This is a genomic window from Nonomuraea gerenzanensis (assembly GCF_020215645.1).
GTDB classification, from domain to species: Bacteria; Actinomycetota; Actinomycetes; order Streptosporangiales; family Streptosporangiaceae; genus Nonomuraea; species Nonomuraea gerenzanensis.
Genome location: NZ_CP084058.1, coordinates 11,833,816 through 11,852,914, shown reverse-complemented (window position 1 = coordinate 11,852,914; position 19,099 = coordinate 11,833,816). Strand labels below are relative to the sequence as shown.

General features: G+C 69.8%; 18 protein-coding genes and 1 tRNA gene. 15 read left to right on the top strand and 4 right to left on the bottom strand.

Annotation, left to right across the window (positions count from 1 at the left end; genetic code table 11):
* Positions 1-61: 61 nt before the first annotated feature.
* The 11 genes from LCN96_RS55285 to LCN96_RS55235 all read left to right on the top strand — a co-directional run bounded on the left by LCN96_RS55285 (position 62) and on the right by LCN96_RS55235 (position 12,262).
* On the top strand, positions 62-1,378 hold the full coding sequence (locus tag LCN96_RS55285) for a metallophosphoesterase (RefSeq protein WP_225270375.1): 1,317 nt from the start codon (positions 62-64) through the stop codon (positions 1,376-1,378).
* A gap of 99 nt (positions 1,379-1,477) precedes the next feature.
* On the top strand, positions 1,478-2,011 hold the full coding sequence (locus tag LCN96_RS55280) for a helix-turn-helix transcriptional regulator (protein WP_225276271.1): 534 nt from the start codon (positions 1,478-1,480) through the stop codon (positions 2,009-2,011).
* A 142-nt stretch (positions 2,012-2,153) separates the two neighbouring features.
* A complete protein-coding gene (tmk, locus tag LCN96_RS55275) occupies positions 2,154-4,196 on the top strand; it encodes a dTMP kinase (RefSeq protein WP_225270374.1) in 2,043 nt (680 codons plus the stop codon).
* Positions 4,197-4,256: 60 nt separating this feature from the next.
* Complete coding sequence (locus LCN96_RS55270) at positions 4,257-5,432, top strand: DNA polymerase III subunit delta' (RefSeq protein ID WP_225270373.1); 1,176 nt, start codon at positions 4,257-4,259, stop codon at positions 5,430-5,432.
* A gap of 489 nt (positions 5,433-5,921) precedes the next feature.
* The gene (locus LCN96_RS55265; protein ID WP_225270372.1) at positions 5,922-6,449 is read left to right on the top strand and encodes a sigma-70 family RNA polymerase sigma factor; all 528 of its coding nucleotides are present in this window, start codon (positions 5,922-5,924) and stop codon (positions 6,447-6,449) included.
* The gene (locus tag LCN96_RS55260) at positions 6,446-7,513 is read left to right on the top strand and encodes a permease-like cell division protein FtsX (protein ID WP_263657423.1); all 1,068 of its coding nucleotides are present in this window, start codon (positions 6,446-6,448) and stop codon (positions 7,511-7,513) included. Before LCN96_RS55265 ends, LCN96_RS55260 begins: the two co-directional genes overlap by 4 nt.
* Positions 7,514-7,632: 119 nt before the next feature.
* Positions 7,633-8,478, top strand: a complete 846-nt coding sequence (locus LCN96_RS55255; protein WP_404823920.1) for a PSP1 domain-containing protein — start codon at positions 7,633-7,635, stop codon at positions 8,476-8,478.
* Between the two features lie 366 nt (positions 8,479-8,844).
* Entirely contained in the window at positions 8,845-10,284 is a 1,440-nt protein-coding gene (locus tag LCN96_RS55250; RefSeq protein WP_225270371.1) for an alpha/beta hydrolase, read from the top strand.
* A 58-nt stretch (positions 10,285-10,342) separates the two neighbouring features.
* Positions 10,343-10,416 (top strand) — tRNA-Thr (locus LCN96_RS55245).
* Between the two features lie 278 nt (positions 10,417-10,694).
* Positions 10,695-11,264, top strand: a complete 570-nt coding sequence (locus LCN96_RS55240) for a DUF3885 domain-containing protein (protein WP_225270370.1) — start codon at positions 10,695-10,697, stop codon at positions 11,262-11,264.
* A 344-nt stretch (positions 11,265-11,608) separates the two neighbouring features.
* Positions 11,609-12,262, top strand: a complete 654-nt coding sequence (locus tag LCN96_RS55235; protein WP_225270369.1) for a DUF6461 domain-containing protein — start codon at positions 11,609-11,611, stop codon at positions 12,260-12,262.
* Between the two features lie 22 nt (positions 12,263-12,284).
* On the opposite strand, the gene LCN96_RS55230 is transcribed toward LCN96_RS55235, so the two are convergent.
* Positions 12,285-12,866, bottom strand: coding sequence for a dihydrofolate reductase family protein (locus tag LCN96_RS55230; protein ID WP_225270368.1), 582 nt, complete (start codon positions 12,864-12,866; stop codon positions 12,285-12,287).
* 65 nt (positions 12,867-12,931) lie between these two features.
* Positions 12,932-13,765 carry an AraC family transcriptional regulator gene (locus LCN96_RS55225; RefSeq protein WP_225270367.1) on the bottom strand — a complete coding sequence of 278 codons (834 nt, stop codon included), beginning with the start codon at positions 13,763-13,765 and terminating at the stop codon, positions 12,932-12,934.
* 63 nt (positions 13,766-13,828) lie between these two features.
* On the opposite strand from LCN96_RS55225, the gene LCN96_RS55220 reads away from it, so the two are divergent.
* Positions 13,829-14,455, top strand: a complete 627-nt coding sequence (locus tag LCN96_RS55220; protein ID WP_225270366.1) for a class I SAM-dependent methyltransferase — start codon at positions 13,829-13,831, stop codon at positions 14,453-14,455.
* Here the strand turns inward: LCN96_RS55220 and LCN96_RS55215 are convergent.
* The gene (locus LCN96_RS55215) at positions 14,452-14,922 is read right to left on the bottom strand and encodes a YcxB family protein (RefSeq protein WP_225270365.1); all 471 of its coding nucleotides are present in this window, start codon (positions 14,920-14,922) and stop codon (positions 14,452-14,454) included. The two genes, LCN96_RS55220 and LCN96_RS55215, sit on opposite strands and share 4 nt — an antisense overlap.
* A 149-nt stretch (positions 14,923-15,071) precedes the next feature.
* On the opposite strand from LCN96_RS55215, the gene LCN96_RS55210 reads away from it, so the two are divergent.
* Positions 15,072-16,664 carry a sulfatase family protein gene (locus LCN96_RS55210; protein WP_225270364.1) on the top strand — a complete coding sequence of 531 codons (1,593 nt, stop codon included), beginning with the start codon at positions 15,072-15,074 and terminating at the stop codon, positions 16,662-16,664.
* A 45-nt stretch (positions 16,665-16,709) separates the two neighbouring features.
* Here the strand turns inward: LCN96_RS55210 and LCN96_RS55205 are convergent, their stop codons facing one another.
* The gene (locus LCN96_RS55205; protein ID WP_225270363.1) at positions 16,710-17,630 is read right to left on the bottom strand and encodes an LLM class flavin-dependent oxidoreductase; all 921 of its coding nucleotides are present in this window, start codon (positions 17,628-17,630) and stop codon (positions 16,710-16,712) included.
* Between the two features lie 159 nt (positions 17,631-17,789).
* Here LCN96_RS55205 and LCN96_RS55200 point away from each other — a divergent pair, with 159 nt between their 5' ends.
* Together LCN96_RS55200 and LCN96_RS55195 are read left to right on the top strand one after the other, a co-directional pair.
* Complete coding sequence (locus tag LCN96_RS55200; RefSeq protein WP_225270362.1) at positions 17,790-18,320, top strand: DUF305 domain-containing protein; 531 nt, start codon at positions 17,790-17,792, stop codon at positions 18,318-18,320.
* A gap of 63 nt (positions 18,321-18,383) precedes the next feature.
* A complete protein-coding gene (locus LCN96_RS55195; RefSeq protein ID WP_225270361.1) occupies positions 18,384-19,082 on the top strand; it encodes a FadR/GntR family transcriptional regulator in 699 nt (232 codons plus the stop codon).
* Positions 19,083-19,099 lie beyond the last annotated feature (17 nt).

Genomic DNA, 19,099 nt, shown 5'->3' with positions numbered 1-19,099 from the left:
CACGCGCTGAACAGGGACGTGGGGCGCTGTTTCCGGAATTTCCGGAAGTAGCATCGTGGGTGTGTTCGTCCTGATCTTCGTGGCTCTGGTGTTGCTGGCGCACTGGTACCTGTGGCATCGGCTGGTGCGCCAGGCGACCCGTCCTGGGCGGGTGCGCAAGGTGCTGACCTGGAGTCTGGTCGCGCTGCTCGCGGTGCTCGTGACGACGTTCGTGGGCACGAGGATGGGGCTGGAGAGCTGGGTGGCCTGGCCGGGGTACATCTGGCTGGCGGTGATGTTCTACCTGGTCGTGATCCTTGTGGTGCTGGAGGTGCCGCGCGGGGTGGCCGCGTACCTCCTGCGCAGGGTGGAGCGGCGCGAGCGGGCGTCCGAGCCGGTCGCGCCGCCTGCGCCCGTCGCGGCGGGTACGGTGGCCGAGCCGGCCGAGCCGGCCGAGCCGGCCGAGCCGGCCGAGCCGGTGGCGGCGGTCGCGGCGCCTGTCGCGGTGGTGGCGGATACGGCGGCTGAGCCGATCGCGGTGGTGGCGGGCGGTGAGCCGCCGGCCCTGAGCAGGCGGCTCTTCCTCGGGCGGGCCACCGCCGCCGTCGCGGGGGTCGGCGCGCTGGGCACGGTCGGGTACGGCATGTCGAGCGCGCTCGGTGACCCGGTGATCGAACGGGTCAAGGTCACGCTGCCGAAGCTGGACCCGCGGCTGAGCGGCCTGCGGTTCGCCGTGGTGAGCGACATCCACCTGGGCCCGCTCACGGGGATCGGCCACACCGAGCGGATCGTCCGGATGATCAACGGGCTGGAGGCCGACGTGGTGGCGATCGTGGGCGACCTCGTGGACGGGACGGTGGCCCAGCTCGGTGCGCTGGCGCGGCCGTTGCGGAGCCTGGAGTCCCGCTACGGGGCCTATTTCGTGACCGGCAACCACGAGTACTTCACCGCCGCGGGCCCGGGCGAGTGGATCGAGGAGCTCAAGGAGCTCGGCGTACGCTCGCTGCGCAACGAACGGGTGGAGATCGCTCACCAGGGAGCCGTGCTGGATCTGGCGGGCGTGAACGACGTCGGCGGCGCCGCCGGCGGCGACGGGCCCGACTTCGCCAAGGCGCTCGGCGGGCGCGACACCAGCCGCTCCACGGTGCTGCTCGCGCACCAGCCGATCCAGGTGGCCCAGGCCGCCGGGCACGGCGTCGACCTGCAGCTTTCCGGGCACACGCACGGCGGGCAGATCGCGCCGTTCAACCTGGTGGTGGGGCTGCAGCAGCCGGTGGTGTCGGGGCTGGCCACGGTGGACGGCACGCAGGTGTACGTGACCAGGGGCGCGGGCTTCTGGGGGCCTCCGGTGCGCGTGGGGGCGCCGCCCGAGATCACCTTGCTGGAATTGCGTGCTTGACTAGAGGTAATCCGGTGGTCACGGGGCGCCATGATGGCGTAGAGTATCCGTCCGGATACTTTGCGGAGGTGGTACGTGGTCTCGTCGCCTGTGGAACGGATGCTGGGTCAGGAGGTCGCCTTCTGGGCCAGGCGCGGCGGGCTGCTGTTCAGGCAGGCGAGGCACGCCGCGAGCCTCAATCAGAAGGCGCTGGCCAGCGTGAGCGGCACGTCGCGCACCACGCTGTCGGCCTACGAGCACGGCAGGAAGTCGCCGACGCTGGAGACGGCGGGGCGCATCCTCGACGCGGCCGGGTTCGAGCTGGTGCTGGAGGCCAAGGTCGAGTGCGCGGCGCACGAGTGCGGCGACGGGCGCGTGTACCACGTGCCGAGCAGGTTGCGGCGGCTGCCGGTGGCGGCGGCGCTGGGCGTCGTGCGGCTCGGCGAGCGGGTCTACGACCTGTCCGACCGCGACGAGCGGCGCTCGGCCTACACCGCGTTGTTGTGCGCGGGAGGGCCGCAGGAGGTGCTCGGTCACGTCGACGGGGTGCTGCTCATCGACCTGTGGGACGAGCTGGTGCTGCCCGACGAGATCAGGGGCGCGTGGCGACCATTGGTGGAAGAGGCGCGGCAAGAGTCCGGAGTTATGAATTGATGATGTTTTTGGGGGCCTATTCGAGGTGTGTAACCTGCGCCCGGGGCCGTTCGCGTAATACCCTCGGCCACGAGCAGCCGGGAATATCCGGCTCGTCTCTTGTCTGCCCCACTTCTGGTCAACACCTGGATACGCTGAAATCATGACTGCCCTTGGCCGCGGCCGCCCGACTCATGTGCTGGCCAATGCGCCGTTCCGTCGGTTGTGGACGGCGATGTCGGTGTGCAGCCTGGGCGACTGGCTCAACCTGCTGGCGCTGACCGCCCTCGCGGGCAACCTCACGCAGGGTGACTACCGCGTGCAGTCGCTGGCCGTCGGCGGGGTCTTCCTCGCCAAGATGCTGCCCGCCGTGCTGCTGGGGCCGCTGGCGGGGGTGTTCGCCGACCGGTTCGACCGGCGGCTGACGATGTTCTGCGCCGACCTGGCCAGGTTCGCCGTGGTGCTGTCGATCCCCTTCGTGGACAGCTACCAGTGGGTCATCATCGCGACCGTCCTGGTCGAATGCGTGAACCTGTTCTGGGTGCCGGCCAAGGAGGCCACGGTCCCCAACCTGGTGCCCAAGGCGCAGCTCGAGTCGGCCAACCAGCTCAACCTGCTGGTCACGTACGGCACCGCGCCCATCGCGGCCATGCTCTTCGCCGCGCTGTCGGTGGCGGGCGACCTGGTCGCCGGCATCGTGCCGTTCCCGCTGGGGCGCGACGCGACGGGGCTGGCCCTGGTCGTGAACGCCTGCGCGTACCTCGTGTCGGCCTTCCTGATCTTCACCCTGCGCGACATCCCCAAGCGTGACGGCGCCATCTCCACGCCCTCCGTGCTCAAGCAGATCGTCGAGGGCTGGCGGTTCGTGGGCGGCAACCGCATGGTGCGCGGCCTGGTCATCGGCATGCTCGGCGCGTTCGCCGCGGGCGGGGCCGTGGTGGGCGTGGCCCGGGTCTACGTCGAGGCGCTCGGCGGCGGCGACGCGGCCTACGGCGTGGTGTTCGGCGCGGTCTTCGTCGGCATGGCGCTGGGCATGTTCTTCGGCCTGAGGCTGCTGCGCGAGCTGTCGCGGCGGCGGCTGTTCGGGCTGGCGATCACCGTGGCGGGGCTGGTGCTGATCGCGATCGCGCTGGTGCACAACCTGGTCATCGTGGTCATGCTGACCGTGGTGCTCGGGGCGTGCGCGGGCATCGCCTGGATCATCGGCTACACGCTGATCGGCCTGGAGGTCGAGGACGCCCTGCGCGGCCGCACCTTCTCCTTCCTGCAGTCGACCGCCCGGGTGACGCTGCTGCTCGTGGTCTCGCTGGCCAACCCGCTGGCCGCGATCTTCGGGGTGCACGTGCTGGGGCTGGGCGAGTTCAGCTACCGTTTCGACGGCACCAACCTGGTGCTGGTGATCGGCGGGGCGCTCGCGGTGGGCGTCGGGGTGCTGGCGCTGCGGCACATGGACGACAGGAAGGGCATCTCCTTGGCGGCCGACCTGATCGCGGCGGTGCGCGGCGAGCGGTTCCCCGCCCAGGCGGCCGAGCACGTGCCGGGATTGTTCGTGGCCTTCGAGGGCGGCGAGGGCTCGGGCAAGACCACCCAGTCCAGGATGATCGCCATCTGGATGCGCGACCAGGGCTACGACGTGGTGCAGACCCGCGAGCCGGGCTCCACCAAGGTCGGCATGCGCCTGCGCGCGATCCTGCTCGACGCGGCCGAGCGGGGGCTGTCGGCGCGCTCGGAGGCGCTGCTGTACGCCGCCGACCGGGCCGAGCACGTGGAGAAGGTGATCAGGCCGGCCCTCTACCGGGGCTCGATCGTGATCACCGATCGTTACGTCGACTCGTCGCTGGCCTATCAGGGCGCCGGGCGGGCCCTCGACGCCGGAGACGTCTCCAAGATCAACGCCTGGGCGACGGGCGGGCTCGTCCCGCACCTGACCGTGCTCATCGACACGCCGCCCGAGGTGGGGCTGACCCGGCTGGGCGGAGCGGCCGACCGGATCGAGTCCGAGCCGATGGACTTCCACGAGCGGGTGCGCAAGGAGTTCCGCGCGCTGGCGGCGGCGGCGCCCGAGCGCTACCTCGTGGTGGACGGCACGCTGCCGCAGGACGTGATCACCCGGCAGGTCCAGGACCGCATCAGGGAGATCCTGCCTGACCCGGTGCCGCGCGAGTCGGAGGACATCACAGGCACGATGCCCGCCATCCGCGACTAGCCTCCCGTGATCCCGGCTTTGGCGTCCCTCGCAGGGTGAAGCGCGACTAGCCTTACGGGCGTGACGGTTTTCGATGACCTCGTGGGGCAGGACCAGGCGACAGCCGTGCTGTCGCGAGCCGCGGCGGCCGCCGGCGAGGTCGTCGCGGGCGGGCGCGGCGCCGGCATGACGCACGCCTGGTTGTTCACAGGCCCGCCGGGCTCCGGCAGGGAGGAGGCCGCGCGCGCCTTCGCCGCCGCGCTGCTGTGCCCCGACGGCGGCTGCGGCCACTGCGACCAGTGCCACCAGGCGCTCATCGGCTCCCATCCCGACCTTGAGTCCGTACGTCCCGAGGGTCTGTCCTACAGCGTCAAGCAGACCCGCGAGCTGATCCTGCGGGCGGCCGGGGCGCCGACGCAGGGGCGGTGGCGGGTCATCCTGTTCGAGGACGCCGATCGGGCCACGGAGTCGGCCGCGAACGCCCTGCTCAAGGCCATCGAGGAGCCGCCGCCGCGTACGGTGTGGCTGCTCTGCGCGCCCGCGCCCGACGACCTGATGATCACCATCAGGTCGCGCTGCCGTGTCGTCAACCTCGTCACCCCAGGCACCGAGGCCGTCGCCCACGTGCTGGCCACCCGTGACAGCGTGCCGTGGGAGACCGCCAGGTTCGCGGCACGGGCCGCCCAGGGGCACATCGGCCGGGCGCGGGCGCTGGCGCTGGACGAGGGCGTCAGGGCGCGGCGCGAGGCGGTGCTGAGCATCCCGCGCTCGCTGACCGGTGTCGGCGAGTGCGTGTCCGCCGCCGAGCGGCTGGTGAAGACCGCTGAGGAGGAGGCTGCCGCCGCCACTGCCGCGCTCAACGAGAACGAGACGTCGGAGCTGCGCAAGCTGTACGGGGAGGGGTCCAGTGGGAAGGGGCTCAACCGGGGGTTGGTGCGGGGTGGGGCCGGGGCGTTGAAGGAGCTGGAGGATCGGCAGAAGTCTCGGGCCACGCGGATCAAGCGGGATTCGTTGGATGCGGCGTTGCTGGAGCTTGTGTCGTTCTATCGGGATGTGTTGGCGATGCAGTTCGGGGCGGCTGGGGTGGAGCTGGCCAATGATGATCTGCGGTTTGATCTGGATCAGGTTGCCAAGTCGTCTACGGCTGAGGAGACGGTGCGGCGGGTTGATGCGATCATGGTGTGTCGGGAGCGGTTGGCGGCGAATGTGAATCCGCAGATGGCTGTTGAGGCGATGATGTTGGCGTTGCGGGCTTAGGTGGTCTCGGGGGCTGGGTTCGGTGGGCGGCGTGTTTTGCTGTGACGTGATGGCGCCTGATGTGGCGCGCTCGCCTTCGGTTCGCCTCTAGCTCTCGACCGGCCTTGTGCTGCGGTTCGCGTTCGGCCCTGTGCGGTTCGCGTCTCTGGCCTTGTGCGGTCCGCGTCTCTGGCCCTGTGCGGTCCGCGTCCGGTCCGCCTCCTGCTCGCGTGCGGCTCGCCTCCGGTGCGTGTGTGTACCGCCACCGGCCCGCCTCCGGACTGCGTGCGGCCCGCCACCGGACCATGTGCGAGGGGCGTGCCGGCGCTGCGTCAGGCCTCGCGATCAGCTGCCACCCACCCGCACTGACGCGCGAGGCGCCCGGGCGCCCGATGGCACCCCCGGCGGTTATCCACAGCCTGTGGACATGGCCGTGAACGGATGCGGCGCAAGGCAGAAGATAGCCCAGTGCCCGAAGCAGCAGACGAGACCCTGAAACGTCTCTGATACGTGGAAGTCGAACTACTCACCCAGCAAGAAGCCCTGGCACGGCAACGGGTCGACGTGGCGTCGATCTTCGCCGAGCACCACGTCGGCCTGGTGCGCCTGGCCCTCCTCATGGTCGGCGACCAGGCCACCGCCGAAGACGTCGTGCAGGAGGCCTTCGAGCGCACGCACGCTGGCCGGGCCAGGCTGCGCGACGCCGACAAGATGCTGACGTATGTGCGCTCGGCGGTGCTCAACGGATGCCGGTCGGTGCTGCGCAGGCGGGCGACGGTGTTCAAACGGGCGGTGCCGTACGAGCCGCCGGTCTGGTCGGCGGAGAGCGCCGTGCTGATGGGTGAGGAGCGGCGCGAGGTCCTGCTCGCGCTGCGCGGGCTGCCGCGCAGGCAGCGCGAGGCGCTGACCCTGCGTTACTACTTCGATCTCGCCGACCAGGAGATCGCCGACACGATGCGGATCAGCGCCAGCACGGCCAGATCGACGATCGCGCGAGGGCTGGCGGCCCTCGCCAGAGCGCTTGGGGAGGATTCATGAGCAGCCCGGTGGAAGACAGACTGCGGGAGGCTCTCGCCGAGGCGGGGGCGACGGTGGACGCGAGCACACTGCGGCCCTTGCGGGTGGCGGAGCGCAGGCGGTTCCGGGTGGATCTCCGGATGCTGACAGCGGCGGCGGCCGTGGTGGTCGTGGGGTCGGCGACCGCCGTGCTGGTGGGCGGCGGCGCGGGTGGAGCCGGCGACCAGGATCGGGTGACGGCGGCGACGGCCGCGGAGGTGTTCGGGCGGGACGACGCGGACATGACCGTGTTCCTGTGTACGGCGACCGTGGCGAAGGAGTCGCGTTGCGAGGGGGCGGTGAGCTCGGAGCAGCGCCAGGCGATCGAGCAGGTGCTGTTGGAGCAGACCGAGCAGATCGCCGCCGGCCAGTGGGTGAGCCAGGCCGTCGCCTACGACGACTTCCGCGAGCGGTTCGCCCACAATCAGGCCGTGCTGGAGGAGGTCAAGAGCGCGGACATGCCGTCGTCGTACCGGCTCAAGCTGCGGGAGGGGGCCGACCGCCGGCAGGTGATGGCGGCGTTCCATGGGGTGGCCGGGGTGCTGACTGTCATCGATCACGCTTCGAGCCCCTACACCCAGGCGGCGGTGCAAGAGCGCCAGAAGTGGGACGTCAGCGTCTTCCTGTGCAAGGCAGCAAGCGCCGTCTCCGCATGCGGCGGGAAGCTCGTCGACAAGGAAGGCGACACCAAGCTGGTCAAGGAAGGGCGAGCCGCGACACCCGCCCAGGTGAAGGCGGTCCAGGAGCTGATCCAGAAATCACCGGGGGTGGAGGAGGTCGTCTTCGAGGACGAGGCGGCCGCGTACGAGAACTTCAAGGAGGCGTTCAAGGACAACAAGACGCTCATGGAGGCGACCCGGGTGGGGGACATGCCGCGATCGTTCAGGATCAAGCTGGAGGACGATGCCGCGGCGGGCGAGTTGACCAGCCGGCTCCAGAGGCAGCCAGGCGTGGCCCAGGTCGTCAACAACCGGTGCGCGACCGAGGTGGCGAAGGTTTATGACGGTTTCGGGTTGCTACTCAATGAAAAAGAGGTATGTCCCTGAGGCAGGTGACCGTGTGGCATCCACGTTCCCGCCCTCTGACTTCGGGCGTTCGGACACACGTAATCTGGCAAGGAAGGCCGTACGTACCCCCTAGGCCGTCAGGAGGCGAGCTCGAGCCCATGGGAATGATCATGGCCGTGAGCTTCACCCGCTACGGGAGGCTCTACTACCTCGACCCCGGCGAGCACAGCCCCAAGGTGGGTGACAAGGTGCTCGTCCCGACGGACTCCGGTCCGGAGGTGGCGGAGTGCGTGTGGGCGCCGCAGTACACGAGCGAGGACATCGACGGATTGCCGGTGTGCGCGGGAATGGCGGGCGAGGAACACCTCACCCGCGACGAGTCGAACAAGCGCCGCAGAGCCGAGGCCCGCAGCGTCTCCAAGCGCCTGATCAAACGGCACACGCTGCCGATGAAGGTCGTCGGCATCGACTACCTCGACCAGGACAACGTCTACACGGTCTACTTCTCGGCACCGCACCGGGTGGACTTCCGCGCCCTGGTACGCGACCTGGCCCGCAACCTCCGGGCCAGGGTCGAGCTACGGCAGATCGGCCCCAGGGACGAGGCGCGGCTCCAGGGCGGCATCGGCCCCTGCGGGCGCGACCTGTGCTGCGCCACGTTCCTCAAGGATTTCGAGCCGGTGTCCGTACGCATGGCCAAGGACCAGGACCTGCCGGTCAACCCGCTGCGGATCGCGGGGGCGTGCGGGCGGCTCATGTGCTGCCTGAAGTACGAGCACCCGCTTTACCAGGAGTTCCGCGCCTCGGCTCCGCGCGTGGGGGCGAGTGTGGAGACGCCGCAGGGGGCCGGGACGGTGGTGGGGCACAACGTGCCGTCCGACTCCGTGGTGGTGCGGCTCAACGACGGAGGGCGGCGGTGCTCGTGCTCGAAGGCGAGTGTGTGCGGGCCGCGGAAGGCGTACGACACCACATACGGGGGTGAAACGGACGGAGACGCGGTCTGACGCCGGGGTGGCGCGGCGGTGCCGGTGTGACGTGTTCGTGGCGCAGGGGCTGCAGGGGCCGCTGAGGGCGTGGCTCGGCTGATGCGGGAGCTGCAGGGGTCCCCTGAGGGCGTGGCTCGGCTGATGCGGGGAAGGCGGCTGCGGGCGGCGGCTGTGTTCGGGGTGCTGGTGATGGCTGCGGCGTGCCCGGCGGGCGCTGCCGGCCAGCGCTCGGAGCCGCCTCTGGCGTTGGCCGGTGGTGGGCGAACCGGCGCGGCAGGGACGCCGGTGGGTGGGCGGACCGGTGTGGAGGGGGCGCCGGTGGGTGGGCGGACCGGTGTGGAGGGGGCGCCGGTGGGTGGGCGGACCGGTGTGGAGGGGGCGCCGGTGGGTGGGCAGACCGGTGTGGAGGGGGCGCTGGCTGGAGGTGGAGGGGCGGGAGCGCCGGTCGGTGGGCCGGCCTGGACGGATTGTGGTGACGGGTTCGAGTGCGCCACCTTGCGGGTGCCGATGGCGGCCGGGCAGCCCGGGAAGCAGGTGGAGCTGGCCGTGATCCGGCTTCCTGCCGGCGGCGGGCCACGAATCGGGTCCTTGGTGGTCAACCCGGGTGGGCCCGGGATCTCGGGCGTGGAGTACGTGAGGGCGGCTCGGGTCGTCCTGGGCGAGAAGGTACGCGAGCGCTTCGACATCGTCGGCTTCGACCCGCGTGGTGTGGGCAGGTCGGCCCCCGTCGAGTGCTTGAGCGACGCGGAGCTGGACACGTACCTCATGAGCGACGGCACCCCCGACTCGGCGCGGGAGCGGTCGGCGCTGGAGGGAGCGGCCAGGCGTTTCGCGGAGGGCTGCCGCAGACACTCGGGAGGGCTGCTGCCGCACCTCGGCACGGCGGACGCGGCACGCGACCTGGACCTGCTGCGCCAGGCGCTGGGGGAGCGGAGGCTGACCTACCTCGGCAAGTCGTACGGCACGCTGCTGGGTGCGGTGTACGCGGAGCTGTACCCGGGGCGGGTGCGGGCCATGGTGCTGGACGGGGCGATGGATCCGGGCGCGTCGCGGTTGCGGCTCAGTGTTGAGCACGCGGTGGGGTTCGAGCGGGCGCTGCGCGCGTACGCGGGGGAGTGCGTGGCGATGGCGGGGTGCCCGTTCCGGAGCCGCACGGTGAACGGGGCGCTGGAGGAGGTGAGCGGTCTGCTCCGGCGTACGGACAAGCGGCCGCTGCGCGGCGACGGCCGGCGGGAGGTGACGCAGGCGGTGGCCGTCCTCGGGTTGCTGGGGCCGCTGCACGATCGTGCCCTGTGGCCGGAGCTGACCGAGGCGTTGCGCCGGGCGTTCAAGGGCGATGGCGCGCTGCTGCTGCGCAACGCCGACCAGCTCACCGGCCGGCGTGACGACGGGACCTACTCCGGTGAGACCGCGGCCAACCTGGCTGTCACCTGCGTGGACGGCGCCTACCCGAGAACGGCGGCAGCGTACGGGAGGAGTGCGGCGGTGGCGCGCGAGCGGGCGCCGCGGTTCGGGGCGTCGATGGTGTGGGCGTCCCTGCCGTGTGCCTACTGGCCGCATCCGCCGACGCTCGCCGCCGGACCGCTGACCGCGAAGGGTGCCGCGCCGATCCTGGTCGTCGGCACCGTCCGCGATCCGGCCACGCCTTACGCCTGGGCACGCAGGCTGGCCGGGCGGCTGGAGTCGGGGGTGTTGCTCACGTACGAAGGCGATGGTCACACCGCCTACGCCAGCGGGTCGAGGTGCGTGGATGAGGCGGTGGAGGAGTATCTGGTGGCGGGGGTGGTGCCGGAGGATGGGGCGGTCTGTCCAGGCATCGGGTGATCGATGGGAGCGAGAACCTCTCCGGCTCCTGTAGACTCTTTCAAGCTGCACAGCGCACGCCGCCTTAGCTCAGTCGGCCAGAGCACTTCACTCGTAATGAAGGGGTCTGGGGTTCGAATCCCCAAGGCGGCTCCCAGTTCAAAGGCCCTCCCGGATGATCCGGGAGGGCCTTTTGCATGGGCGTACAGATGCAGGTTCTCCACCGTCAAGGCTGGCGCTGCTGCAGAGGCACGTACGGTAGAGCGGCCATCCCACCGAGTGTGATCAGAACAGGCGCCGTCCGTGTCAGGTCTCAGGATCCGTGCGACAGATCCGGCTCGGGAGGTGGGCGGCACTCAGGCTAGATGATCTATGGTTCGTCTGCGGCTGAGAATAGGGCCACCGCCATCGCTCTCGAGAGGGGATCGTTCGTGACGGAAGAGGAGGTGGAGTCGCTCACCACCGCATGGCGAACGCGGTGGGACAGAAGCCCGATCGCCTACCAGCTCCGCGGCTGGCATGCCGACCGCTGGGTCCGCTTCCACAGTCTTCCCGAATCCAAGCGGTACGCCGACACCGAGGACGAATACGAGATCATCCTTGATCGTCATCACCGGGTGCTCGACCAACTCGGGGCGCAGGAGGATCTCTATGTGATCGCTACCTACTTCGAGGATGAGGAGGGGAGGGTCTCACCCGATCCGCGTCATCTGGGAGCCGTCCCATGGCTGACCATCGAGCCCGGCGACGACTCGCCCTTTGAGGTCGCGCAGAGGCTCTACGTCAGCATGACCTCCTTCGACCGGCAGACGTTGGATCCGCTGTTGCGGGGTGTGGCCGACGGGGAGATCTTCGACGTGATCATCGCTCCATTGGATCTCCGGTGGCTCCATCATCCCTACGACGGCGGAGCCGATGTCATCGCCCCCACCACCCACGACCGTGACGTCTTGAAGAACCGCCACGCAGACTGGCTGTCTACGCACTCAGCTGGACTGTAGAGGCAAGCTCTGATCGCGTTCACGATCACACAAGCACCCATCTGTCGGGGAGCCCGGCCCCACCGCCGACCCGGGCGCCCGCCTCAGGGGACGATCTGCCCATCGAATCGCGGATCTGCATGAGCGGCTGTGCGTGCTCGGATATCACCCAGTAGCGGGCGACGCGGTGGAGATGAAGCAAGAGCTGCGGGCGGGGTCGACTCCGCTGTGGCGGAGTATCGCCGGCAGCTGTTTCGGGTGTCCATCGGGGTCGCTGAGTACGTCACGTTCTCCGCAGAGCACGTCTCGAACGGTCGGGGATACCATGGCTGCGCTTGGTGCGGCGGCAGGACGGGGTGCGCTGCGTGAGGATTCCTGACGAACATGGTCTGCAGCGCTCGCAGTCGCTGACGGACGCATGCGAAGAGTTCCGCTGGCTCGGTGAGTTCGGCCCGTTCTACGACATCTCCTGTGTGTCCTTCGCCCGATCCCTCACTCCGGTTGAGGCGTTGACCCGCCTCGGCGTGGAAGTCGCCGACTTGGAGCAGGTGACCTTCGAGAGATTCCAAGAGCGCACGATGTGGTGGATCGACACCGACAACCTGCGCAGCACCTACGTGGGGGCGATCGAGACCCATGGCTGGACGGTTCTCATCCAGCTCTGGGCAGGATCGATCGTCATGGACCGCCACCTGATGCGCGACCTCTCGCGGGAGAGCGAGCTCGTGGTGGTCCACCGCAACATCCATGCCACCGACTACTTCTGCTACGTGGTGGATGGTGAAGAGGTCACCTGGTTCGACCCGTTGTGCCCTCAGACGCGGGCGGGATCCGATCCGGACCGGTTGGTGCGGGAGATGCGGGAGGTGGGGCTGGATCCGGAGCACGACTGGGACGGGCCTGGGATCGACGGTATGTTCCCGCGCTGCTTCGCGCTGGCGAAGAGGATCACCGGCCTGACGTTCTGCAGGGCGATGCTGGACTCGCCTCTCGTCGCTGCCGTGATCAAGGGCCGGTGATCGGCTCAGGAGTGGTCGACGGTCATCGGCGTACCCGGTAGCGGAGGTGGAGCACCCGGTTGCCCTGGATCACCACGTCGGGGTCCTCCAGCAGGTGCTGTGCCTGGACCGACCCGAAGTAGCGCTTGCCGGAGCCGAAGACGACGGGTACGACGTCCATACGCACCTCGTCGACCAGGCCCGCGGCGAGCATCTGACCGCCGACGTCGCCGGCGGCGACCTCGACCGTGCGGTCACCGGCGAGCTCCTGCGCCTTGGTCATGGCCGCCTCGATGCCTTCGACGAAGTGGAACGGCGCCGCGGGGTCCCAGCCGTCGGGCGCCGGCCGGTGCGTCACGACGACCACGTGATCGATGCCGCCCGGCGGCTTGCCGTCCCAGCCGTCCGTCAGGTCGAAGACGTGGCGGCCGACGATCGTGACGCCGATCTGGTTCCAGTACGGCCGGGTGTAGTCGTAGGACGGCTGCGACACCTTCAGCCCGCCGCTCTCGTCCAACGGGACGTCACCGCTGGACAACCAGTCGAACAGCGGTCCGGGCAGGTCGTCGTCGTCGGCGATGAAGCCGTCCACCGACACCGAGCTGTACATGACCACCTTGCCCACGGGGCTCTCCTCTGCTCAGGGGTGCCCCAAGTTAGCGGGTCGAGGGCTGCGACACTTGTAAGAAATCAATCGGCCGGCAGCGGCCAGCCGTCCAGCACGTGGCCGGGGTGTTCGCGCAGGAACCGGCGGCGGACGTCGATGTAGCGGGTCGGTGTGAGGCCGGTGAACGTGCGGAACTCGTGGCCGAAGTGGGCCTGGTCGAAGTAGCCGGCGCGAGTGGCGAGCTCGGTCCAGTCGACTGGGCCGGCGGGGTCGATGGACAGGACGGTGATGGCGAAGCGGTAGGTGCGGGCCAGCCGCTTCGGGGTGACGCCGATCAGCTCCCTGAAGCGTTGGGCCAGGTGGGTGGTGCTGACGCCGGCCGCCATGCTCAGGTCGCGGATCGGCACCGTGCCCCTGGCCGCGGCGATCACGCCGCTCGTGTGGCGGACCAGCGCCAGGCCGGCGGTCTCGCTGAGCCGGCGGGTCAGCTCGGCCTCCAGCAGCGTGAGCATCTCGTGCGGTCCGGACGCCATGGCCAGGCGGTCGCGCAGCGTGGCGGCGGCGGCGCGGCCCCAGACCTGCTCCACCGCCACCGGCCGGTCGCGCAGCTCGGCCGCGGGCATCCCCACGAACGGCGCCAGGCCCCACGGCTTGAAGTGCACGCCGACGGAGCGGGTTCCCGGCGGGTAGCCGAACTCGAAGGCGCGGGTGGGCGTGGTGATGACGCAGCCGTCGGCGTAGCCGCTCGTCTCGGCGCCGGTACGGATGCGGAACGGCGCCCCGAGGTTGAGGACGAGCAGCGCCGACGGCATCGGCGGCAACATCAGCATGGGGTACGGCGGGGTGCCCGCCAGGTAGTAGAGGTCGTCGATCAGCTCGTCGAGCGGCGGTCGCGGCACCAGGGACACGTACTCCACGCATCACAGCATCACCGATGCGCGGCTGCGCCGCCAGGCCGCCGGGTTCGGCATGATGGCGGGATGAGTACGCGTTACGACGAGGTGATCGGCCCTCTCCGCGCGGCCTACGACGGGGACGTGGAGCGGCGGGACTCCGCCGGCAAGAGCTCGTGGAAGCTGGCGGAGCGGGAGGCGTTCCTGGAGCGGTTGCGGGAGCACGGGGGCGGGCGGCTGCTGGAGGTCGGCGCCGGCACCGGCCAGGACAGCCTCTATTTCCAGGAGAACGGCCTGGAGGTCGTCGCCGTCGATCTTTCGCCCGCCATGGTGAATCGTTGCCGGGAGAAGGGCCTCGACGCCCGTGTCATGGATTTTCTGGGCCTCGATTTCGCGCCCGCGTCCTTTGACGCGGTGTACGCGTTCAACTGCCTGCTGCATGTGCCCGACCGGGATCTCCCGGCGGTGCTCGACGCCATTCGCACGGTGCTGCGGCCCGGCGGGCTGTTCTTTCTCGGTGTGTACGGCGGCGGTGGCCTGACGGGGGAAGGCACGTTCGAGGAGGACCATCATGAGCCTCCCCGGTTCTTCTCCTTCCGTGACGACGAGCGGTTGCGGCAGTTCGCGCGTGAGTTCTTCGAGATCGTGGACTTCCACCCCGTCGGCGAGAACAAGGACCGGTTCCAGTCGCTGACGTTGCGGCGCGCCCTCTAGGGCTTGGTCAAGGCGGACAGGCGGGCGTCGAGCTGCGCTTGTTGTTCCGGGGTGAAGGCGCTTCTGGGGAGGAAGCCGCTGGCCTGTTTGTTGATGAAGAACAGCCAGAACTCCGGGGTCGGAATGACGCGGGAGAACAGCGACCAGCGCAGCTCCATGGTGAGCTGCGCCGAGCGTGTCTCGTATCCCTCGTCGGTCACGTGGAGCGTGGTGGGGACGCAGATGTGCGGCACCTGCTTGCGCACCGCCCGGCGCAGCGACCAGGGCACCACGAACGGGACGACGACCGCCGCGACCAGCATGCCGATGCCGACGCTGTAGAGGTCGAGCAGGAGAAAGACGATGCCGGACACCACCAGGAACGCTGGGAAGAGCACGAAGAGGGCTCTGAGTTGATGCCGTAAGGCGCGTTCCATCGCCCGGACGACTTCGTCGGGGGTGGGCTCGTATGCAACGGTGAAGTTCACGCGGCTGCCTCTTCTCGGGAGGAGAAGATCCTGCTGGAGCCGGTGGGCGGGCGCAACTCGGGTGACGTGCCGTTCTTGCTGGGGCGTGCGGGCGGGGATTAGCGTCGTCTCGCAACTCCGATCTCGCAGCACTGTCAGAAGGGGTGGTCATGTCCGTGGCCGGGAACTTTCGCAGGGCCGTGGCGGTGGCGTTAGCCGTCGTCCTGGCCATGGCCTCGGTGGCGTCACAGGCCGGGGCCGGGACGGCCGGCAAGCCGAAGCGGCCGAACATCATCTTCTTCCTCGTCGATGACCTGTCGGCCGACCTGCTCCCGTACATGGACACGGTGAGCGGGCTGGCCAGGAACGGCACGACGTTCAGCGACTACTACGTCTCCAACTCGCTCTGCTGCCCGTCGAGGGCCTCCATGTTCACCGGCCAGTTCCCGCACAACACCGGAGTGGCCACGAACAAGGGGTCGGACGGCGGCGGTTACGCGGCCTTCGAGAAACACGAGGGCCGGACGTACGCGGTGGCCCTGGACCAGGCCGGCTATCGCACGGGTTACCTGGGCAAGTACATCAACGAATATCCCGTGTCGGCCGATTATCACGTGCCCGTCGGCTGGGACGAGTGGCACGTGGCGGCCGGGGGCGGATACAGCGAGTTCAAGTATCAGCTGACCCGGTACATCAAGGAGGAGACGGCGCAGGAGAAACCGCTCGATCCCTCGGGTGGGAAATATCTGACGGACGAGCTCGGGCAGCGGGCCGTGGACTTCATCGACAGGTCGCGTCGGCACGCGCCGGGGGAGCCGTTCTTCCTGCAGGTCTCGCCGTTCTCGCCGCATTCGAGAATCGGCGCCGAGGCGGGGGACAAGGAGCCGAGATTTCCGCCGGCACGGCGGGACCGGCCGAAGAACCAGTTCCCGGCGGGGGAGTTCCCGCACGGTGACTGCGGCGGGCCCGACTGCACCACCCTTGACGTGGCGGAGCTGCCGGCGTTCAACGAGGACACCGCCGACAAGCCCGCCTGGGTACGGCGGGAGCCGATCGGGGCGCAGGCGGTCAAGGAGTTGCGCAAGGATTTCCGCGACCGGATCCGCATGGTGCAGTCGGTGGACGACATGGTGGAGCGGGTGCTCGCGGCGCTGAGCCCCGAGGAGCGGCGGGCCACGTATGTGGTGTTCACCAGCGATAACGGGTTCCACCTGGGGCAGCACAGGCTGCTGCGGGGGAAGAGCACTGCTTACGATCATGATGTCCGGGTGCCGCTGCTGGTCCAGCGGCCCACGGTGGGGCGTCCCGGTGACTTCACCGTCGAGGCGATCGCGCAGAACGTGGACCTGTTCGCGACCTTCCTCGACATGGCGGGGGTTCGGGGTGAGGTGCGTGACGGGCGGAGCCTGCTGCGGCTCATCCATGGGCACCAGGTGAAGGACTGGCGGGAGGTGGCGTTGATCGAGCACGTCAGGCCCGATCCGAACGCGCCCGGCGAGCCGGATCCCGATGCTGAGGAGGTGCGGGCGCCTGCTAACCCAGGGCCGCCCAGTTATGTGGGGGTGCGGACGGCCGGGGAGTTGTACGTGGAGTACGAAGGGGATCCGCGGCCGGAGTACTACGACACCGTGGCGGATCCGCACCAGGAGTCCAACGATCCGGATCATCCCAGGACGGGGGAGCTGGCGGGGGTGCTGGATCGGCTGGCCGGGTGTGGTCAGGCGGGGGCGATGGATTGCTGGAGCGCGGCCCAGCTGCGCTGAGCAGGAGGGGCCTTCCAGGCGCTGGTGATCGAGCGGGCGGTGCTCTTACCGCAGCAGGAGCCCCTTGACCTCAGCCAGCAGCTCCACCTGCGCCCGCCAGTCCCCGCCCGAGATCCCGATCACCGCGTGGCTCGCCCCGGCCGCGCGGTACTCGGCCAGCCGCTCGGCGACCTCCGCGGGCTGCCCGGTGAGCGGGATCCCGGCGACCTCCGCCAGCGGGCGCCCGTAGCCGCTGCTGATGCCGGCCGCGATCTCGGCCTGGGCGGCCGGCCCGCCGCCCACGTGCGCGGCACCGCCGATGGTGATGACGGGCGCGGGCCGCCCGTGTCCGGCCGCCAGCTCGTGCAGCCCGGCCCGGCCGCGGGCGACCTCCTCCGGCGAGATCAGGGACGGGAACCAGCCGTCCCCCAGCCGGGCGGCTCGCCGGATCGCCGCCATCGAGGCGTTGCCGACCCACACCGGCGGCATCGCGACGGCGGGGGCGAGCTGAACGGGCTGGCCGGCCCTGTTCGCGTCCACCGCGTCGACTTCGGGCAACAACACCGGCTCCCCCGCCAGCAACCGCGGCAACACCTCCAACGCCACCTCCGTACGCCGCCCCCGCTCCCCGAACGGCACCCCCGCCGCCGCCCACTGCGCCGCCCCGCCACCCGACCCCACCCCCAGCACGAGCCGCTCCCCCGACACGTACTGCAACGTCGCCACCTGCTTGGCCGCCCACACCAACGCCCGCAGCGCAGGAATGAACACACTGGTCCCCACCCGGATCCGGCTGGTGACCGCGGCAGCGGTGGCCAGGGCGATCGGCGCGTCCAGAACGGGACCACCCACGGCCAGGTGATCACCGTGCCAGACCCCGTCGAGCCCGGCCTGCTCGGCATGCCTGGCGGCCTCCGCGAGAGTAAGACCATCCCGGCGCTGTACGGCGACCCCGGGCAGGATGACGCCGATCTCGAAGCTGTCCATGCGATCAACGGTGCAACCTCGACCTAGGTTCACGTCAAGGGGCGACATATCGAGACATGGGGGTCAATCGTCGTAAGGTGAGAACCGGTCGCGGGCCCTTGCGCCTGCGGTGGATTTGGTCAACTCTTAGGAAGGTTTCCTAACAGTTGAGGAGGGCCGGTGCGCGGAAGACGTGTCCTGGCGGGCCTGAGCCTCCTGGCGGCCGCCGCCTGCGGCCAGCAGGCGACCGACGACCCCCCGGTCAACGCCGAGGACGTGATGTTCGTCCAGATGATGGTGCAACATCACCGCCAGGGCATCGAGATCGCGAAGGTGGGCACGTCCAGAGCCACCGACCCCCAGCTCAAGACGCTGACCGCGGCCATCGAGAGCACCCAGCAGAGCGAGGTCGAGATGATGCTGCGCTGGCTGCACTCCTGGGACCAGCCGCTCACCCCGCCCACCGGCGCGCACGACCACCACGGCGGGATGCCGGAGACGGATCTCAAGCAGATCCAGTCGCTGCAGAAGTCCAGGAACTTCGAGTACGACCTGTGCAACCTGCTCATCGCCCACCAGGACGACGCCGTGCAGATGGCCGCCGCCGAGGTGGCGGGCGGGGCGAACCCGACGGTGCAGCAGTGGGCGGCCCAGGTGCAGAGCTCCCGCAAGGGCCAGATCGACATGATGATGGACCTGATCAAGAAGTAGGCGACGGCCACCGCCGAAAAGATGCATAGACGCCGTGCCCATTAAGTGATTAGATCACTTGATATGTCCGAGGTAGCGCGGCCGACGCTTTCCGACGCTCTGACCGAGCGCATGCTGGAGCTCATCCGTACGGGAGGGCACCGGCCCGGCGACAGGCTGCCCTCGACCAGGGAGCTCTCCCAGCGCTTCGCCGTCACCACCCCGACCCTGCGCGAGGCGCTACGCAGGCTGGAGGCCACCGGGGCCATCGAGCTGCGGCACGGCTCCGGCATCTACGTCGGCGCCGCCATCGAGCGGCTGGTCCTGCCCAACCCCAACATGCGCGAGGTGCGTACCGCGCAGCTCCTGGAGCTGCTCGACGCGCGGATCCTGATCGAGCCGCCGCTGGCGGCGCTGGCCGCCGAGCAGGCGGGCGACGCGGAGCTGGCGGCGCTGCGGCAGGCGCTGGACGAGGCGAGCAGGCACCTGCGCGGCGAGGACGCCGAGCTGCACGACGCGAACATGACCTTCCACCGGGCCACCGCCCGGCTGGCGGGCAACAGCGTGCTGCACGAGGTCGTCGACTCGCTGCTCACGGTCCACGGGCCGGAGCAGCGCGAGATCCTGCAGATCTTCGACGACCGGCGCCGCGACCACGAGGAGCACCTGGCCATCCTGGAGGCCATCGAGGCGCGTGACGCGGCGCAGGCCGAGCAGCGCATGCGGGCCCACCTGGTGGACGTCAAAACGGTGATCGAGCACCGGATGCAACCCCCCCGATGAGAACCAAGGAGGCCGGC

Bases quoted from the DNA above. Each gene is read 5' to 3' on its own strand.
- LCN96_RS55195 (WP_225270361.1), top strand. From the start codon at position 18,384: ATGTCCGAGGTAGCGCGGCCGACGCTTTCCGACGCTCTGACCGAGCGC.
- LCN96_RS55210 (WP_225270364.1), top strand. From the start codon at position 15,072: ATGTCCGTGGCCGGGAACTTTCGCAGGGCCGTGGCGGTGGCGTTAGCC.
- LCN96_RS55280 (WP_225276271.1), top strand. From the start codon at position 1,478: ATGCTGGGTCAGGAGGTCGCCTTCTGGGCCAGGCGCGGCGGGCTGCTG.
- LCN96_RS55205 (WP_225270363.1), bottom strand. From the start codon at position 17,630: ATGGACAGCTTCGAGATCGGCGTCATCCTGCCCGGGGTCGCCGTACAG.
- LCN96_RS55255 (WP_404823920.1), top strand. From the start codon at position 7,633: ATGGGAATGATCATGGCCGTGAGCTTCACCCGCTACGGGAGGCTCTAC.
- LCN96_RS55260 (WP_263657423.1), top strand. From the start codon at position 6,446: ATGAGCAGCCCGGTGGAAGACAGACTGCGGGAGGCTCTCGCCGAGGCG.
- LCN96_RS55220 (WP_225270366.1), top strand. From the start codon at position 13,829: ATGAGTACGCGTTACGACGAGGTGATCGGCCCTCTCCGCGCGGCCTAC.
- tmk (WP_225270374.1), top strand. From the start codon at position 2,154: ATGACTGCCCTTGGCCGCGGCCGCCCGACTCATGTGCTGGCCAATGCG.